The organism is Pseudolactococcus yaeyamensis (assembly GCF_054658615.1).
On sequence record NZ_BAAGGP010000014.1, the window covers coordinates 25,746 to 44,377 of the forward strand.

Annotated in this window: 20 protein-coding genes and 1 pseudogene; 18 read left to right on the top strand and 3 right to left on the bottom strand. The window is 38.2% G+C overall.

Annotated elements, in window-relative coordinates; genetic code table 11:
• Window positions 1–19: 19 nt before the first annotated feature.
• The 18 genes from ACYQ21_RS04435 (at window position 20) to ACYQ21_RS04520 (ending at window position 16,385) form a co-directional block, all read left to right on the top strand.
• Window positions 20–856: a transporter substrate-binding domain-containing protein gene (locus tag ACYQ21_RS04435; RefSeq protein ID WP_460055660.1), complete on the top strand. Its 837-nt coding sequence runs from the start codon at window positions 20–22 to the stop codon at window positions 854–856.
• Window positions 853–1,281, top strand: a complete 429-nt coding sequence (locus ACYQ21_RS04440; RefSeq protein WP_460055663.1) for a GNAT family N-acetyltransferase — start codon at window positions 853–855, stop codon at window positions 1,279–1,281. Before ACYQ21_RS04435 ends, ACYQ21_RS04440 begins: the two co-directional genes overlap by 4 nt.
• Window positions 1,282–1,487: 206 nt before the next feature.
• Complete coding sequence (locus ACYQ21_RS04445; protein WP_460055665.1) at window positions 1,488–2,534, top strand: glutathione S-transferase C-terminal domain-containing protein; 1,047 nt, start codon at window positions 1,488–1,490, stop codon at window positions 2,532–2,534.
• A gap of 130 nt (window positions 2,535–2,664) precedes the next feature.
• Window positions 2,665–3,582 carry a glutathione S-transferase family protein gene (locus tag ACYQ21_RS04450; protein WP_460055667.1) on the top strand — a complete coding sequence of 306 codons (918 nt, stop codon included), beginning with the start codon at window positions 2,665–2,667 and terminating at the stop codon, window positions 3,580–3,582.
• 17 nt (window positions 3,583–3,599) lie between these two features.
• Window positions 3,600–4,688 carry an iron-containing alcohol dehydrogenase gene (locus ACYQ21_RS04455; protein ID WP_460055670.1) on the top strand — a complete coding sequence of 363 codons (1,089 nt, stop codon included), beginning with the start codon at window positions 3,600–3,602 and terminating at the stop codon, window positions 4,686–4,688.
• Window positions 4,689–4,780: 92 nt separating this feature from the next.
• Window positions 4,781–5,626: a transporter substrate-binding domain-containing protein gene (locus ACYQ21_RS04460; protein ID WP_460055671.1), complete on the top strand. Its 846-nt coding sequence runs from the start codon at window positions 4,781–4,783 to the stop codon at window positions 5,624–5,626.
• 209 nt (window positions 5,627–5,835) lie between these two features.
• A complete protein-coding gene (gene hisC / locus ACYQ21_RS04465) occupies window positions 5,836–6,933 on the top strand; it encodes a histidinol-phosphate transaminase (protein ID WP_460055673.1) in 1,098 nt (365 codons plus the stop codon).
• Window positions 6,934–7,103: 170 nt separating this feature from the next.
• Window positions 7,104–7,763, top strand: coding sequence for an amino acid ABC transporter permease (locus tag ACYQ21_RS04470; protein WP_460055676.1), 660 nt, complete (start codon window positions 7,104–7,106; stop codon window positions 7,761–7,763).
• Window positions 7,744–8,421 carry an amino acid ABC transporter permease gene (locus ACYQ21_RS04475; protein WP_460055679.1) on the top strand — a complete coding sequence of 226 codons (678 nt, stop codon included), beginning with the start codon at window positions 7,744–7,746 and terminating at the stop codon, window positions 8,419–8,421. The genes ACYQ21_RS04470 and ACYQ21_RS04475 overlap by 20 nt, the downstream gene beginning before the upstream one ends.
• Complete coding sequence (locus ACYQ21_RS04480) at window positions 8,418–9,149, top strand: amino acid ABC transporter ATP-binding protein (RefSeq protein WP_460055681.1); 732 nt, start codon at window positions 8,418–8,420, stop codon at window positions 9,147–9,149. The genes ACYQ21_RS04475 and ACYQ21_RS04480 overlap by 4 nt, the downstream gene beginning before the upstream one ends.
• Window positions 9,150–9,179: 30 nt before the next feature.
• On the top strand, window positions 9,180–10,034 hold the full coding sequence (locus tag ACYQ21_RS04485) for a transporter substrate-binding domain-containing protein (protein WP_460055684.1): 855 nt from the start codon (window positions 9,180–9,182) through the stop codon (window positions 10,032–10,034).
• Window positions 10,035–10,212: 178 nt separating this feature from the next.
• Window positions 10,213–10,824, top strand: coding sequence for a superoxide dismutase (locus ACYQ21_RS04490; RefSeq protein ID WP_460055687.1), 612 nt, complete (start codon window positions 10,213–10,215; stop codon window positions 10,822–10,824).
• Between the two features lie 309 nt (window positions 10,825–11,133).
• The gene (locus ACYQ21_RS04495) at window positions 11,134–11,361 is read left to right on the top strand and encodes a hypothetical protein (protein ID WP_460055689.1); all 228 of its coding nucleotides are present in this window, start codon (window positions 11,134–11,136) and stop codon (window positions 11,359–11,361) included.
• Complete coding sequence (locus tag ACYQ21_RS04500) at window positions 11,358–11,525, top strand: substrate-binding domain-containing protein (protein WP_460055691.1); 168 nt, start codon at window positions 11,358–11,360, stop codon at window positions 11,523–11,525. The genes ACYQ21_RS04495 and ACYQ21_RS04500 overlap by 4 nt, the downstream gene beginning before the upstream one ends.
• 3 nt (window positions 11,526–11,528) lie before the next feature.
• Window positions 11,529–12,431 (top strand): ribokinase, encoded by a 903-nt coding sequence (rbsK, locus tag ACYQ21_RS04505; protein WP_460055695.1) that lies wholly within the window; start codon window positions 11,529–11,531, stop codon window positions 12,429–12,431.
• A gap of 368 nt (window positions 12,432–12,799) precedes the next feature.
• Window positions 12,800–13,888 (top strand): sugar ABC transporter substrate-binding protein, encoded by a 1,089-nt coding sequence (locus ACYQ21_RS04510; RefSeq protein ID WP_460055697.1) that lies wholly within the window; start codon window positions 12,800–12,802, stop codon window positions 13,886–13,888.
• Window positions 13,889–13,926: 38 nt separating this feature from the next.
• Window positions 13,927–15,426, top strand: coding sequence for a sugar ABC transporter ATP-binding protein (locus tag ACYQ21_RS04515; RefSeq protein WP_460055700.1), 1,500 nt, complete (start codon window positions 13,927–13,929; stop codon window positions 15,424–15,426).
• A 107-nt stretch (window positions 15,427–15,533) separates the two neighbouring features.
• Window positions 15,534–16,385 carry an ABC transporter permease gene (locus ACYQ21_RS04520; protein ID WP_460055702.1) on the top strand — a complete coding sequence of 284 codons (852 nt, stop codon included), beginning with the start codon at window positions 15,534–15,536 and terminating at the stop codon, window positions 16,383–16,385.
• A 169-nt stretch (window positions 16,386–16,554) separates the two neighbouring features.
• Here ACYQ21_RS04520 and ACYQ21_RS04525 read toward each other — a convergent pair.
• The 3 genes and pseudogenes from ACYQ21_RS04525 to ACYQ21_RS04535 form a co-directional block, all read right to left on the bottom strand.
• Window positions 16,555–17,340, bottom strand: a pseudogene (locus ACYQ21_RS04525) (tyrosine-type recombinase/integrase).
• A 425-nt stretch (window positions 17,341–17,765) separates the two neighbouring features.
• Window positions 17,766–17,990 (bottom strand): excisionase, encoded by a 225-nt coding sequence (locus tag ACYQ21_RS04530; RefSeq protein WP_460055704.1) that lies wholly within the window; start codon window positions 17,988–17,990, stop codon window positions 17,766–17,768.
• A 148-nt stretch (window positions 17,991–18,138) separates the two neighbouring features.
• Window positions 18,139–18,632 (bottom strand): LPXTG cell wall anchor domain-containing protein (locus ACYQ21_RS04535; RefSeq protein ID WP_460055707.1); only part of this gene is annotated, 494 nt, incomplete at its 5' end.

Sequence of the window (18,632 nt, forward strand, 5' to 3'; positions counted from 1 at the left end):
TTTGAAAAGAGGATTTTCGATGATAGGATTTAAAAAAATTGCAACCGTCACTGCTGTAGGCCTCTTAAGTGTGACTTTTTTAGCGGCTTGTGGCAGGTCAGACAAAAAAACTGAGACAGCTCAAAAAGTTACGACGATTACCGTGGCACAAACGGCAGACTCTAAGCCTTATACCTATAAAGATGGGGGGACACTGACAGGTTTTGATATTGAAGTACTGAAAGCGATTGATAAAAAATTATCGGACTATCAATTTGACTATAAAATCGTTTCTGATGAAGCAATTTTAACAGATTTAGATGCCGGTCGAAGCCAAATTGGTGCCAATAATTTTGGCAAAACACCTGAACGGGAAAAGAAATATTTATTTACCTATCCGATTTCTGAAAATGTCAATGCCATCTTTTCAAGCACACAAAATAACTATACATCAATCAAAGATTTAATCGGTAAGAAGACAGAGATTCCTGCAGGAACTAACTATGGGGCGATTTTTGAAGCCTGGAATAAAAAATACCCAGATGAAAAAATCAACGTGACTTATTCAGAACGCTCATTAGCGGATCGTTTGGCTGCGGTCGAGTCTGGTCAGATTGACTTCTTATTTGCCTCAAAATCTGCGGCAGAAAACTTAGCCCAGACACATGGTGTTACCGTTGCTAGCAATATTCCCGATTTGAAGGATTATCCGACATTTAAAACCTATGAATATTTTATCTTAGAAGACACACAAGAAAAACTCAAAGGTGAAATGGATAAAATTCTTAAAACGTTGTCAGAGAACGGCACGTTAAAAGAACTGTCTGAGAAATTTTATGGTGGCGACTATTCACCATCGGCAGAGGCAATAAAATGATTCAATATGAAAGAACAGACGAGCATGTCCGGTACGCTGATGTTGCAAAATTGATGCAAGATGTCGGCATCTCGTCATTAGATGAGAAACGGACAAAGCAATCCTTTCAAAATTCACAAGTTCTTGCTTTTGCTTTTGAGAATGGTGCGCTTGTTGGTTGTGGTCGGGCGCTTTCGGATGGTGTCTTGCAAGCCAATCTCTACAATATTGCGGTTGCAGAACATCTACAAGGTCAAGGGATTGGTCGTCGCATTATTCAGACCTTACTGGATCAGTTAAAGGGTCAGATTGTTGGACTTTATACACATCCTAAAACGTTTACTTACTATGAAAAGATGGGTTTTTCTCATCTCAAGACTGGCTTTATCAAATTTTTACCAGATGAGCAAGAGTGGTTTATAGAGGAAGGTTTTATTGAAGGATAGTTAGAAACTTATCGCATGATGTGGTAAGTTTTCTGCATTCAGCAATAGTTATTTCTAAAGTCCGTCATAAGTTTTTTATCGTGTCACAGTTTATGATGCTATGCTAAAATAAATAGAGGATATAAAAATGGCGTTCTATTTAATACTGTCTGTACTAGATAGATTAAGCGCTTGAGCTGAAAAATAAGGATAAAAAGGTATAACAAATGACAAAAGATAAAACAAAACTTCATGATATTGATGGCAATTTTGAAACGGAGCAAAATTTTACAACGCAAAAGTCTGTTGAAGTTGCAGCAAATGGGCGTTTTGTTCGTCAAACTAATGAATTCGTTGCGACATTTGGTGAGGGTAAAGGTCAGTTACCTATTATCTCAGGCAACTATCGCTTGCTTTGGTCACCAGTCTGTCCATGGGCTCACCGCAGTGTGATTGTCCGTAAAATTTTGGGACTGGAAGAGGCCATTTCACTAGGGACAGCTGATCCGTTGCGTCCGACATTAGACCATATTGACTGGGCTTTTACACTGGATGACAATGATGTGGATCCAATTTTAGACATTCATTATGTGGGTGAGGTTTATGAAAATGCTGATGCTAACTATCTAAAAGATGGGAAACGACCAACTGTTCCAGCCTTGGTAGACATTTCAAGTAAAAAAGTCGTTGAAAATGATTATCACAATTTGACTTATTATTTTGAGAAAGACTGGCAGCTGTATCATAAAGCTGATGCACCAGATTTATTGCCAGAGGATTTAGAGGGAGATATTCGTGAGCTTAACGATATCATCTTTTTGGAAGTGAACAATGGTGTCTATCGTGCAGGCTTTGCTCGGTCTCAGGAAGCCTATGAAAAGGCTTATGACAGGCTTTTTGCCAGATTGGACTGGCTAGAAGAACGCTTGTCTAAACGTCGCTATCTACATGGTGCACGTTTAACTGATTCTGATGTGCGACTCTACACCACCTTAGTTCGTTTTGATGTGGCTTATTATTCAGCTTTTAATTGTAATCGGAATCGTTTGATTGATTTTCCAAATCTTTGGGGGTATGCGCGTGACTTGTATCAAACCTATGGTTTTGGTGATACGACAGACTTTGAAGCCATTAAGCAACATTACTTTTTATCAACACATATTGATCCGACAGAAAAACATCAGAAAATCTTACCAAAAGGTCCAGAATTAACCCAATGGACAGATTGGACGGCAGAACATGGTCGTGATCAGATTGAGTTTGAATTTAAATAGGTAACTCCTCGCATTTATCCGTGATTAGAAATTTTAATCACGGATTTTTCATTTACAAAAGGCGAGCGATAAGTATCTATGAGAAAATAAAAGAAGTTGTAGGGAAACAGAAAATAAAAGGGGCATAAAGATGGTGATTGTATTTAGCGAAGATAAAAATGAGATAACAAAAGAGGGAGCATTTGAGCGACAAAAGAATTATTTTACAGCTGAGCTTGGTGGAAAAACATTTCCTGCTGAGGCAGGACGATATCGGCTGATTTGGGGAGAAATTTGTCCTTGGAGTCATCGTGTGGCGATTTTGCGCCGACTACTGGGGTTGGAAGAGGTGATTAGTGAAGGAAAGGTTCATTCTGTAAGAACTGAACGGGGCTGGCGTTTTGCTTTGGACGCAGGTCATCAAGATCCTGTCCTTGGAATTGAATATTTAGCAGAAATTTATGCACAAACAGATCCAGATTATACTGGGCGTGCCACTATTCCAACAATCGTGGATTTGACAAGCAAACAAGTTGTGACGAATGATTACCACCAGATGACAACGCAAATCGAGACCAACTTTACAGCATTTATAAAAGAAGATGCGCCTGATCTTTATCCGGTAGCCTTACGTTCAGAAATTGATGCACTTAACGAGATGCTATTTGATGAGGTGAATAATGCAGTCTATAAAGCTGGTTTTGCTAAGTCTCAAGCCGCCTATGAAAAAAATTATCATCTACTTTTTAATCGACTGGATCAGCTCGAAGCGCGTTTAGCCAATCGTCGCTATCTGTTTGGCGATAAGCTAACAGACAGTGATATTCGACTTTATGTCACCTTGGCACGGTTTGATGTTGCTTATTATTCAATTTTTAGAACCAACCGTAATCGATTGATTGATTTTCCAAATCTCTGGCGCTATGCAAAAGCACTTTATCAAATTCCTGCTTTTCGGGAAACGACAAACTTTGAAGCCATTAAACAAGGTTATAGCTTAGGTAATCATGCTGAAAATCCCCGAAATTTACTAGCACTCGGACCGGACACTAGTCTTTGGGATAAATAACTAGAAGGGGAAATATCATGGTAGTATTCACAGTACCTAAAATCTATGAAAATCGAGTCGGTGCGATTCAAGATATCGGAAAATATGCGAGAGAATTAGGCCAAAAAATTTTAGTTATTGGTGGCGAAATAGCGCTTAAAAAAACTGAAGTGATTATTTCTAAAAGTTTAGAAAAATCAGCACTTATGGCTACTTTTGAAACATTCACAGGTTTTCCGACATTGGCAAAGGCACAAAGCTATGCAGAAAAAATAAAATCTGAACATTATGATGTGGTGATTGGTGTCGGTGGCGGTCGAGCGATTGATCAAGCGAAAGCAGCCAGTGAACTTGCGCAAGTTCCGTTGATAACGGTTCCGACAATTGCCGCAACCTGTGCAGCTTGGGCAGCAGTAGCAATTTTATATGATGATGTCGGTAGTTTCACGCAACCGCTATTCCATCAAGTAGGGCCTCGTGTTATCTTAGTTGATACGGAGATTGTCTTGTCAGCACCAGAGCGCTTTGTTTATGCGGGTGTTATTGATACCCTAGCAAAACGTTATGAAATCTCGCCTTATCTGGGACTTGATAAAGGGAATATGACATTTCAAGTAATGGTAGATCTCTCAGAACGTGCTTTTGATACCTTGCTGACTTATACACAGTCAGTGCTTACCGAGGCGAGAGCTGGAAGTTATACTGATTCTGGTAAATTAGTACTTGATGCGATTATTTATTTGGCAGGTTTAACGGGTAGCTTTCAAACAGGGCGCTTATATCAAGGGCTTGGCCATCCTTTTTACAATGCCGCAACTTACTTTCCAGCAACGCATAAGTTCTTACATGGCGAATTAGTCGGCTTTGGCTTGCTTTTACAAGATGAAGTACAAGGGCAATTAACAGAAGATAAATTGGCTTTATTCGGTCAATTCAATAATCTTTGGACCTTATCGGATTTAGGTTTTAATGACAAACAGCAAGTCGCAGCATTAGCCGAAACTGTGATTGATAAATTTGGCAGTATTTATGAAGCATTGCCCCTAACGCAGGATGCAGAAAGATTAGCGCAAGCGATGTTCACCACTAACGAGAAAATAGAGAAGACATTGCGTTCTAAAGTTTGACTGAGAAGCTTTAGAATGTTGCTCATAACTGCGTAAGTGTTAGGGAAATAGATAAATAGTCGCCGCAATATCTTAATTAAGGAGTAGATAGAATGAAGAAATTAAAAACAGTAACCCTAGGTTTAGCAATCATTGCAGTATTTGCAGTTTTTGCCACAGCTTGTACTAAAAGTAATGGTAGTAGCACCGATAAGAAGAAAGAAACAGTTGTTGTTGGGACTGGCGCTTATCCCAAACCTTATACTTATGTTGATGATGCAGATGGGAAACTCAAAGGCCTTGATATTGATTTACTTCGCGAGATTTTTAAAGGTCAGGATGCCTATCAGATAAAATTTGATAAAACGGAATTTCCTTCTGTTCTTGCGGGACTAGATTCTGATCGCTATCAAATTGGTGCCAATTCATTTGCTAAAACAGCTGATCGGGAAGCAAAATATTATTATTCAGATCCTATTTATAGAAATCCATTAGCCTTAATTGTGCCAAAAGGCTCTAATATCAAAAATTTGAATGATATTGGAGGAAAATCAACTGAAGGTGAGCCAGCTGTCAGCTATACCGTAATGATTGAAAAATATAATAAGGAACATCCTGAAACGTCTGTCAAATTAGAGTATACGGAAGCGGATCAAATTCAGCAGTTTCGTGATGTTGAGTCTGGTAAAATAGATTTCAAACTTGAAAGTGCGATTATTGCTAAGTCTCAAGTTAAAGCGCAGGGCTTAAATCTTGAGGTAATTGAAATTCCAGCTGCTGATGTCAAAGAACGTTCTGCGTTTTCTTACTACATTTTCCCTAAGACTGAAAAAGGCAAAGAAATTCGAGATCTTGTCAATGCAGGCATCAAAAAATTATATGATGATGGTACGATTGCTAAGTTAAGTAAGTCATATTTTGAAGGTGATTATGCCATCAATCCTAGTGAAAAAGAATAAATAAGAAAGCCTTTGAGCGGACTTTTGTTCGCGAATGACCCCGCTTGGACGGAGCGATTAGCGTAGGTCAAGTTTCAAGAATTCCCGAAGTGAATTCATCGAAAGCCTTTGAGCGGACTTTTGTTCGCGAATGACCCCGCTTGGACGGAGCGATTAGCGCAGGTCAAGTTTCAAGAATTCCCGGAGTGAATTCGTAGAAAGGATTGGACATGACAGAAGTTAGAATAAAGCAGACACTCGCAGCTTACGAAAGTAAGTATGTCAAACGTGAGTTACCAGTCTTGACACAAAAACAAGAGCTCATACAACTAGATCGCAATGAAAATAATTATGGGCCGTCCAGTCAAGTCGCGACAGCAATTCTTGATGAACTTTCTAACTTATCGCAATATACTGATGTTGAAGCACAGCCTTTAAGGCGTGCACTTGCGCAATATTTTGACCTTGAAAATGATCAAATCTTGGTAACGAATGGCTCATTTGACCTGATTTCCTTGATTGCTAGTGTCTATCAAAATGCAGGTCATACGGCTCTAACTTGTGCCCCGACTTTTGATTGGTATCGTGTTGCGACGGTGGTAAATGGTGGAGACTTGCTAGAATTGCCACTTACTGCTGCGCATGGTTTTGATTTGGAGGCTATCCGACAAGCGATAACACCCCAAACGGATATTATCTGGATTTGTAATCCTAATAATCCAACAGGGACATTTTTAGCGCATCAAGAACTTGAAACTTTTCTGGCACAAGTTCCGAAAAATATCTTGGTTGTTCTTGATGAAGCTTATATCGAATATGCAAATTCACATGATGCTAGCGACAGTCTTAAATTTATCAAGACCTATCCTAATGTTATCTTATTGCGAACCTTTTCTAAAGTACACGGTCTCGCATCGCTTAGAATTGGTTATGGTATGGCTAATCCTCAAATCATTCATCAATTATTTGGCTTGAAAGTACCACCTAATATGAATCGGTTGAGTTTACAAGCTGCGACTGCCAGTTTAGCTGATATCGAACATACCCAAAAAATAATCGCTTTAAATGCGGGACAGCGTGCTAACTTTTATAAAGTATTAGCTAAACATGGGCTAGAAGTGATACCATCACAAACAAATTTTATTCTTGTCAATTTTAAGACAGAGACGGCTCCAATTGTTGCGGCTTTAAAAGCTAAGGGTATCTTGGTTCGTGGTGGCGCAGAATATGGTTATCCAAACTGGATACGGCTTACCATTGGAAAAGCTGAAGAAAATGATGCTTTTTTTAGACAACTCAACCGACTGTCATCTCAAAATATGTTTTGACGTTAAAACGAAAGGCCGTGATTAGAATTTTCTATCACGACCTTTTATTATTTTTAAGGCTGAACGAGCTGTTCAGCGTTAGAATGGTAAGAGAAATATGGTAAAGTATGAAACTGAAAGCGATACGTGTCTACCAGACATTAGCTTAAACTTTAAATAAAGGAGGGGATATGGATAGTCAAATGATGCGTGAAGCTTTACCACAGTATTTACATGCTATGGGGATTACTTTAAAACTTGCAAGTGTCGGTATCCTACTTGCTTTAATCATTGGGGTGATTTCAAGTTTCGTCATCTATTTCAAACTGCCAGTTTTGAGACAAGTTGCTAGTGCTTACACCGAGTTATCACGCAATACGCCCTTGTTGATTCAGCTTTTTTTCCTCTATTATGGTTTACCGCGCATTGGAATTCATCTGGAAAAAGAAACGGTTGGGATGATGGGTCTAGCCTTTTTGGGTGGTGGCTATATGAGTGAAGCTCTCCGTGGTGGGATTGACTCAGTTGCGACAATTCAAGTGGAAAGTGGTCGTGCGCTTGGCTTGACCAGACTTCAATTAGCACGTTTCATTATTTTCCCGCAAGGTTTTGCCAATAGTGTCCCTGCAGTTGGCGCGAATGTGCTTTTCTTACTGAAAGAAACCTCCGTCTTTTCGGCCATTGCCATCATGGATTTGACCAATGTGACACGAGATTTGATCGGTATGTATTATTTGACACGAGAGTATTTGCTGATGTTGGTCATTTCTTATGCCGTCATTTTAATTCCGCTGTCGCTCATCATCACTTATATCGAAAGGAGAGTTCGCCATGGCATCTTCGGGTCTTGACATCCTTTTTGATGGGACCAACCTCTCCCGAATTTTGGGTGGTATGTGGTTGGCTGCCAAAATTTCGCTCGCATCTTTAGTGATTGGCTTACTGCTAGGCATATTGTTTGGCATCCTCAGAACATCCCATTCAAGGCTGATTCAACTGATTTTCAAGCTCTATCTGGAAATTTTCAGAATCATGCCCTTACTCGTTTTACTTTTTGTTTTTTACTACATTTTACCAGAAGCCTTGAACACTGATATCAGTCAATTTACGGTGTCAGTACTCGTCTTTGTCCTCTGGATTTCGTCTGAGATGAGTGATATCGTCAGGTCAGCTTTGATTAGCGTGCCAAAAACACAGATTGACGCTGGACGTGCGCTGGGTCTCTCTAGATGGCAACAATATCGCTATATTTACTTACCTCAAGGCCTACCACTTGTAATCCCCGCAACCCTGAATTTAGTGACGCGCGTGATTAAAACGACCTCCATTCTCTTGATCATTGGCGTACCAGAGATGATAAAGGTCGGCCAGCAAATTATCGAAAATTACACGATTAAAATCCCGACAGCCTCACTTTGGGTCTACGGCTTCATTTTCTTCCTGTATTTCATCCTCTGTTGGCCCTTATCGCTATTAGCTAAACGCCTAGAAAGGCAGGCACGCCCATGAGTGTTTTAGAAGCCCAAAAAATCCATAAAAAATTTGGCAAAAGCGAGATTCTAAAAGGCGTCTCCCTTGCTATTGATAAAGGTGAAGTACTCGTTTTACTAGGCCCATCCGGTAGCGGCAAATCCACGCTGCTTCGCACGCTCAATGGCTTAGAGACGATTGACAGCGGAGAAATTATTTTCAAGGACAACACTTTAGAACTCAGCGAACTTGCTTGGCAGAAAATTCGTCCAGAGATAGGGATGGTGTTTCAGTCCTACGATCTCTTTCCTAATCTAACGGTGCTAGATAATATTTTACTAGGCCCCTTAAAAGTTCAGAAACGTGACAAAGCAGCCGTCACATCAGAAGCTCTTGCCCTTTTAGAGCGGATTGGCTTAGCTGATAAGGCTGAAAGCTATCCCCGTGAATTATCAGGCGGGCAAAAACAACGGGTAGCCATTGTCAGAAGTCTGGTCATGCAGCCGCAAGTCTTACTTTTTGATGAAGTGACAGCCTCCCTTGACCCAGAAATGGTGAGAGAAGTCTTGAGTGTCATTCAAGATCTAGCCTCGGAAGGCATGACCATGTTGATTGTCACGCATGAGATGAATTTTGCCAGACAAGTCGCTGATCGCATTATCTTTATGGACGCAGGTCAAATTCTCGTTGAGACAGGTGCAGAAGCCTTCTTTACAACAGAAGACAACCCCCGCGTCAAACAATTTTTATCTAGTTTAGCATATTAATTAATAAATAAGATAGAGGAGAAATATATTATGAAAATTTGGAAAAAAGCAGTCGGTATTTTAGCAGTTACAGGGGTAGCCCTTTCGCTTGTAGCGTGTAGCTCATCTAAAAAAGAGGGTACTTCAGAGGATAAAAATTCATCCAGCGTTGAAGCCATCAAAAAACGAGGTGAAGTCAAAATTGCCGTATTTGGTGACTTATCGCCTTATGGTTATTTAGATGCTGACGGCAAAAATCAGGGTTATGATGTCTATCTTGGCAATCAAATTGCGAAAGATTTAGGCGTTAAAGTAAAATATGTCATTGTCAATGCAGAAGAACGTGTCGATGCTCTCAAGTCCAATAAAGTTGACCTTGTCCTTGCCAACTTTACCAAAACACCTGAGCGTGAAAAAGTGATTGACTTTGCTAATCCCTACATGAAGGTGGCCATCGGTGTGGCAAGTCTTAAAGATAAGGCTATCACAGACGTGGCACAGCTCAAAGGTAAGAAAGTCATTGTTAATAAAGGCACCACAGCAGAAGCCTACTTTATTAAGGAACAATCTGAGGTGACACTTGAAAAATACGAATCTAAAACGCAGCAATTCCAAGCCTTGAAAGACGGTCGTGCGGATGCCATTGCTGATGATAATAGCTACTTGTATGCTTGGGTGAAAGAAAATCCAGAGTTTGAAGTAGGTATTAAAGAACTTGGAGAGGTTGCAACAATTAACCCGGGCATCAAAAAAGGGAATCAATCCTTGCTTGATTGGGTTAATAAAGAGCTTGAAACACTCGGTAAAGATGGCTTTTTTGCCAAAGACTATGACGCAACCCTGAAAGATTTCTTTGGTAGTGATATTACCGCTGAAGACATTGTCCTTGAAGGTAAAAATCAGTAAAAGAAATGATAATCACGAAAACGCAAGATGAAACCACATCTCTTGCGTTTTTTTGAGTGTTCATAAAAGCTAAAATTTGCAATCTAAATGTTGGCGCTATTTCATCTTTTGAGGTAGAATGAAGGTATAATATTACTCATCACTCATCGCTTAGAGAATTAAAGAAAGAGGTACCAACATGGCACACACACTTCCAGAACTACCTTACGCATATGATGCACTCGAACCATTCTTCGATGAAGCAACAATGAAATTGCACCACGACAAACATCACGCAACTTACGTGGCGAACTTGAACGTAGCGATTGATAAACATCCTGAATTGGCTGACAAATCAGCGCTTGAACTCGTTAAAGATTTGAACGCTGTACCAACTGATATTCGGACTGTCGTTCAAAACAATGGTGGTGGTCATGTTAACCACAGCTTCTTCTGGGAAATCTTGGCACCAAATACTGGTGGTGCGCCAACTGGTGCAATTGGCGAAGCTATCGCAGCTGAATTTGGTGACTTTGACGCCTTCAAAGAAGCCTTTAAAACAGCTGCAACAGGTCGTTTCGGTAGCGGCTGGGCATGGTTGGTAGTAGATGCTAATGGTGAGCTTAAAGTGACATCAACAGCCAACCAAGACAATCCGATTTCAGATGGCGAAACACCTGTACTTGGTTTGGATGTTTGGGAACATGCCTACTACCTCAAATACCACAATGTTCGCCCTGACTATATCGCAGCATTCTTTGAACTTGTCAACTGGGCTAAAGTCAACGAACTTTACGCAGCAGCGAAATAAAGATAAGAAAGTCTTTGAATTAGACGTTTTATTAAAAACATAAGATTCAGTCCACAATTTTGGGACTGTTTTTTTGTAATATATTGTGATATTAGACTGTAAAATGGGTAAATACTGTTTTTTTCTATGATATTAATGATGAAAATGAGTTAGTGATTTTAGAACGCTCGTTGTATTTTATGGAGATGATTTGAATTAGGTAAGGATATTTTAAAAAAGACTTGACAAACGAAAATGTAAGCGCTATATTTTGTTCAGGATATAGTTTTTAAACAATATGGGAGCGGTACCATATAAAAAGGAGGGACAGTGTTAGATCCTGAAGGTAAAGTTAATTTTGAACTTTACCAAAGCCAATCTTTTGATTTTGCTGTCGTAGTTCAAGAGGCCAAAGCAGTTTTTAGCCAATTTGAAGAGATTGATAGCATCATTTGTCCAAGTGACATTCATGCGATTGCCTTACTCCATGAAGTTCAAAAAGAAATTGAAGTATTCCACAAGATATTCAGATTATTGGTTATGATGACATACCAATGAGTAAGTTTTTATCCCCACCTCTATCAACGATTAGACAGCCAGCTTATCAAATTGCCTTGAAAGCTGCCAAGTTACCTCATGCTTTAATTAATAGAGAGTCTGTCAAAAATAAAAAGATTATATTACCAGTGATATATGTAGAAAGAGAAACGACAAGGAGGTAATCAATGAAGAATGTAACAGTGATTGGAAGTCTGGCGATAGACAATATTATTAGTACTGATGTTGTGCCGAATTCAGGGGAGACCGTACTTGGGAGATCATTTGATATCACTTTTGGTGGTAAAGGAGCCAATCAAGTTGTAGCTTTGGGGAGATTAGGTGCTAGACCATTTATGGTGGGTGCAGTTGGTAAGGATAGTAATGGGACTTCGGTTATTGAAAATTTGGTCAATCATCAGGTCAATGTTGATTTTGTGGGAACGGTACCGCAACCGACTGGAACTGCTCATATTATTTTATTTGAAAATGATAATCGAATTATCGTCGTACCTAGTGCTAATCATGAGATGACAGTCAAAAATCTAAAAGATGATTTCTGGTTACTATTAAAGCATAGTGAGCTTGTTGTGTTGCAACATGAAATTCCGCAAGAGACAAACGAAGCGATTATCAAATATTGTGATGAACATCATGTTAAAGTCTTGCTCAATCCTGCTCCGGCAAGAAAAATAAGTGAAGATTTGATTGATAAAATTACTTATTTAACACCGAATGAACATGAATTGGAGATAATTTTTCCTCATTTGACGAGGGAGGCTGTATTGAAAAAATATCCCCAAAAATTGATTGTTACTTTAGGTTCAAAAGGTGTGGCTTATCATGATGGTAAAAAAGAAATTTTAGTGCCTGCGTTTAAAGTTAAACCAGTTGATACGACAGGGGCGGGAGATACTTTTAATGGTGCTTTTGCTTATGCACTTCTCAATGAGCTAGAAATTGAAAGCGCTATTAAATTTGGAAATTTAGCAGCTTCTATTTCTGTTCAATATTTTGGCGCACAAGGTGGCATGCCAACACTTGAAAAAATGAAAGGGAGTGAGTTTTATGACAAGACATGGCATATTTAATCGGCAGAGAGCCAAAGCAGTGGATAATTTAAGATATATGGACACGGCAACCATTGATAATAGGGGTTCAGTATTGCTAGTTGATAGTAGCTAAACTAGAATCGACTATCGAAATTAGATGTTATTTTATTGTAGATATGTAAGATTGGTCAGGAGGAGGTATGACAATACTAATTTAGAAAAAGCTTAAGCACTAATATCTAGATAGTGTAAGAAGAGCTAGTAAGATAGCAAGTATTTTGAAGTCAGTGACTTAGAATATTTTTTAGGTGAAAAGGTTAGCCTGCGGTGCTATTTATTAACTAAATCAATCAAAAATTAATAACTTAGTTTCGTGGATATGTGAACACATTTCGAGGAGGAAAATTATGTTGAATAAAAAATTTGTAGTCGGAAGTTTATTTGTTGCCATGCTTGGACTATCAGCTTGTACTAAACCAGAAGAATCATCAAAAGATAGTGCGGATAAGTCAGACAAAGTTGCTGCTTTTAATCCAGATACTGCTGATGGCATTTATTATGCTGACTTGGTTAAAGAATTGGGAGCGATTCCAGAATATTCTAAAACAGTTAAATTAGGTGGTGTTGCGAAATCCTTTACTAATGAATTTTGGCGCAATATTAAGGATGGCTTGGAAACAGGGGCAAGTGTCTTTAAAGATAATGGTTATGATGTTTCAATTGATGTAAAAAGCGCACAACAAGAAAGTGATGAGCAAGGTCAATTGGCTATTGTTTCGGATATGATTAATAAAAAATATACCGCATTACTTTTATCTCCTATTTCAGATAGCAACTTAGGCCCTGGGGTAACTAAAGCTGAAGAAAAAGGCATTCCAACAATTAATGTTTATGACGGACTGATTGCAGAAGCTAATAATTTTGTTGGACCAAAAGCCATCCAACAAGGTGAGTTACCTGCTGAATGGTTAGCCAAAAAATTAGATGGCAAAGGAGAGGTGGCAATCATTGTTGGGATGCCAAAAGTCTTTGCGGCAAAACAAAGAACTGCTGGTTTTGAAAACTATATAAAAGAAAATGCACCTGGAATTGATATTGTTGAAAAACAAAATGCCGATTGGGATAGAGCAAAGGCCAAAAACATTGCTGAAACTTGGATTAAAACGCATCCAAATTTAAAAGCAATTTTCGCTAATAATGATGTGATGGCTTTGGGTGTTCAGGAAGCTGTTAATTCCTCAGGCAAGGATATCATTGTCATGGGTGTTGATGGTACAAGCGAAGCGTATGAAAGTATTAAAAAAGGCGAATTGGATGCAACAGTCGATTCAGTTCAAAAATTAGGTGGTCAAATTGCTGTTGAGATGACAATGCGTAAGTTGGCAGGACAAGAAATTCCTCGTGTTGTGTGGACACCACAAGCATTAATTGATAGTGAAAATGTCAACAAGACAGTAGAAGAAATTGTTGGCTGGGAAGGTATGCAGTTTAAATAATATTTTAGAGATGACCTTATGATAATAGGAGTGTATAGATGAAAAATATTATTGAATTTAACCATATCGGCAAGACATTTCCGGGTGTCAGAGCCTTAAATGATATTTCATTTTCAGTTAAAAAAGGAGAGGTTCATGCCCTTTTAGGTGAAAATGGTGCTGGAAAATCAACATTGCTCAATATACTGCATGGCATTTATCCCGACTATGATGGCGAGTTTTCTGTTGAGGGGGAAAAGGCTCAGTTTAAAAATGCGACAGAAGCAATCAACTATGGCATTTCAAAAGTCCATCAGGAGGTTAGTTTAATTCCAGAATTGACCGTTGCTCAAAATATCGTATTGGGCTATGAGCCAAAGAAAAAATCAGGCTTGGTAGACAAAGCATTGATCAATAAAATGGCAAGAGAGCTATTAGATAAACTGAAATGTCATATCTCTGAAAAGGAACGGGCAGGTGATTTGAGTACAGGCCAAATGCAGATGGTTGCCATCGCAAAAGCCTTGTATCATAAAGCAAGGATTATTTCTTTAGATGAACCGACAGCTTCATTATCTCGCCATGAAATCAATGCTTTGTTTGATGTCTTAGCAGATTTAAAAAAAGAAGGGATTACGTTGATTTATGTGAGTCATAAATTGGATGAAATCTTTCAGATTTGTGATCAAGCTTCTATCTTCAGAGATGGTGAATTTGTAAAAACAGTTCAAATGAGTGAGATCAATGAAAAAGAGCTCATTCAGTTAATGGTTGGACGTGATGTCGCAAGTTTTGCGAAACGACAAAGACCAGCTTTTGACTATAATCAGGCTAAGAAGGTTTTAGAAGTTAAAAACATTTGTAAAAATGGCCAATTTCAGGATATTTCCTTTGTCTTACACCAAGGTGAAATCATTAGTTTATCTGGTTTAGTTGGTGCAAAGAGAACAGAAATTGTGAGGTCAATCTTTGGTGCTGAGTCTATTGATTCAGGCGAGATTCTCATCAGAGGAAAGCCAGTGAAGATTACGACACCCAAAAATGGACTTGAATTTGGCATTGGGCTCATTCCAGAGGATCGCAAACGACAGGGATTTTTAAGCAATTTTAATAATATGGATAATATTTCAATTACTAAAATGGATAAATTTTTGAATTTTGCTTTTGTCAGTAAGAACAAGAAAAAGAAAGATGCTGAAAAATACATTGAGACTTTGCATTATAATCAAAAAGACCCGTTATATTTGACTAAAAATTTAAGTGGTGGCAATCAACAAAAAGTTGTGATTTCTAAATGGTTATCATCAGATGCTGAGATTATTATTTTGGATGAACCAACTAAAGGTGTTGATATTAATGCCAAATTTGAAATTTATCGAGTGCTTGAAGAATTGGTTGCAACAGGGAAGGCCATTATTATGGTTTCCTCAGAACTTCCTGAGGTGATTGGTCTAAGTGATAAGGTGCTTGTGATTAGGGAAGGCAAAAAAGTAGCTGAAATGGAAAATAAAGCCTTAAACGAAGAAATATTATTACAATATGCGATGGGGGTTAGTTGAGATGTTAAAAAATTTTGGAAGAGAACTTAGTCTGGTTGTTGCTATCTTGATGATGTTCGTTATTTTTACAATGCTCAACCCAATCTATATCAGTTATTCTAATATATATGGATATCATTGATCAAAGCACGATAAATGGTCTATTAGCGCTCGGTGTTACTTTTGTTATTATCACAGGCGGCATTGATTTATCGATTGGTTCAATATTTGCAGTTGTGATTGTCGTCATTGGTAACTTTTTAGTTCAAGGCTTAGTGGCACCAGTAGCAATTATAGCAGGTTGTATCGTTGGCGCTGTTTTGGGAGCGATTAATGGGATAGTTATTACAAAAATGAAACTACAACCATTTATTGCAACCCTTGGGACAATGAGCGTTTACCGAGGATGTGCCTATATCATTACAGGAGGTTGGCCAGTCTTAAATATTCCGAAGTCCTTTAGGAATTTGATGGATGGTGCTGTTTTTTTAAACATTTCATCAGCAATTTTCATCTTGATAATATTTGCGGTAATTTGTTTCATCTTACTAAAATTTACAAAGTTTGGCACATTTTTATTAGCAATTGGTGGCAATGAAGAAGCAACTCGTTTATCAGGCGTAAATGTTGATAGAACTAAAATGTTAGCATATGCCTTTTGTGGGATTGCAGCAGCATTAGCAGGAATGGTGATGTTAGCACGTTTGGGGAGTGGGGAACCTACTGCAGGTCAAGCGTATGAAATGGATGCGATTGCGGCAACAGCTATTGGGGGAGCCTCATTATCTGGCGGTCGTGGCAGTGTCATTGGTACATTCTTGGGTGCCATCTTGCTAAGTACTTTAAAAGTTGGCTTGGTGGTCGTGGGCGTTGATAGTTTTTGGCAATATGTCGCAACAGGTGCCATCATAGTTGTCGCAGCCTATTTTGAAATTTTACAATCTAAACTATCAGGACTATCATTTTTGAAGAAAAAATAATTAAATTTTGATATAGCGTGATTATACCATACCTCCCCTCTCTCATGTTCTCTAAGGTACCCGATAAGCCTTTATTTCTGGAGTTGTACAACATTTAATCTCTCTCACGTTCTCCATCATTCTCCACGCTAACCACAACTTTTGGTTAGTTCTTGGTTAGTTTTTTGAGTTAAATATTTTCCAATTTATTACTGACATCTGACTTCATTTTTTCTGTCACATGAGTATAAATCTGAATGGTGGTCTTTTCATCTTTATGCCCGACACGCTCCATTATAGCCTTAATAGGGACACCTAATTCTGTGAGCAGGCTTATATGCGAATGCCTTAACATGTGACTTGAAAAGTCTTCTGGGTTTTTTTAATCAATACAAGCTATTTTTCCAATTTTTTTAAGATAGGTATTCAAACTCTTAGGAAATATCAAATTGCCTGTATTGCTTAAAAAAATGAAACGTTGGTCTAATGGTTTAATTTTTAAGTTCATCGCTTTTATCTCACTCAATATCTCAACACATCTTGTATTGATTGAAATTTTCCGATAAGAATCTTCTGTTTTAGGAGAAGTCAACTTAAATTCTTTTAACTTGGCACTATGAGAATCTAAATTATATTTAACATGGATTGTACGTTCATCTAAGTTGACATTCTCCCACATCAAAGCGATTGCCTCGCCAACACGTAAACCTGTAAAGTACATAAATTCAATTAAGAGGTTCATTCTTATCTCACTAGAGGAAACACCAAATGATTGTTTAAATAGCACCATTTCTTCCCTTGATAGGAATTTAGCCCGTTTTCTTTCAATTTCTTCAATCTTTTTTCTCTGTTTAGGTAACTCAACTCTATCAATCGGATTGTGGTCAATATAACCAATTTTTATCGCATATTTAAAAAAAGAGCTGATGATTGTTTTTTGTAATCTTTTGTAAGTAAGTGAATTTGAACTTGACATAAAGAATTTCTGAAAATATCCATTTGAAATACTTTTTATCCGTTTATCCAAAATATCTACCAGAACGCTTTTTACAGCTTTCTCTTGTGTGAAAAATGTGCTATCTTTAACTTCTTGTTTTCGAAAAAGCGTATATTCCTCGTAAACCTCTTTAACGGTTATCGTGTTAGCTTTTTGTCCTAGTCTTTTACTGACATCATCTTCAAGCAATTTCTTTTCAATCTTAGCTTCAAGTTTTCGTCTCGCTTCGCCTTGTGCCTGTCTGGTTTTGGAATTTAGCGTAATTGTCGCTTGTTTCCATTTACCCTCACTTTCGTCATAATATTTTTCGTAATAACGATACTTGCCGTTACTTGTTTTTCTGTAAAACAATATACCCACCTTTCTTGGTATATCATTAGTTGAATAAACTAATTATACCATTTTTATTGATACATCTTGCTTTCTCTATATTTGAGATATAAAAAAAAGCCTTTCGGATTGATTAGCGTTTTTCGTGTGCTTGAACGTGTTAAAATATCTTCAAATTCTGGTGTTTTTCTGATAGCTGTCAAGTATTTCTCTAACGTTTTCATTTTGAATGACGGAAAGAAATTATCAATCAAATACTCTTTATCCACCAAAATATCAGGAAAATTGTTTATATCCATAGGTCTCCCCCTTTCTTTTTTCAATTTATGTATCTCATAGGAGTTGAACCTATAATCACTTATAGTAAGTGGTTTTACCTTTAAACTAAGATACGCCACCTAGAAACTCATTCTAGGCTTTCTAATGCCCCTATTTTATGTCTAGGGTCTACTTCTTGATTTTATCCTTAACGCTTGCTAGAGCTTGGATAATGACCTTGTGCTTGTAGGCAGTGATAGATAATACAAGCAGTCCACCGACAACTGAACCGATAATCGCTGTTTGTTCGCCTGTCATGGGTAGATTGGGTTTAGCAGGTGTTTCTGGTGTTTTGGGAGGTTCAGGCTTTTTAGGTGTTTCAGGCGTTTTTTCCTTTACACCGTACCATTTGTCTTTATCACTAACGGTCTTACCGCTGTTTTTGCCTTTGGCTTTGACCGTGATTTCGTCAGCGTGAGTTTCTCCATCAGCTAGTTTTTCAAGCGTACCAGTCGCTTCAATGTAGCCATCTACTGGTAATTCAAAGACTTTACCATCAAGTTCAAGAATACCATTCTTGTTGAGTGTGAGGGCTTTGCCTTGATAGGTGTACTTGATGTCTTTAACCAGTTTATTGCCGATGATTGTTTTATCAGATGGTTCAATGTCAATCAGTGGCTCAG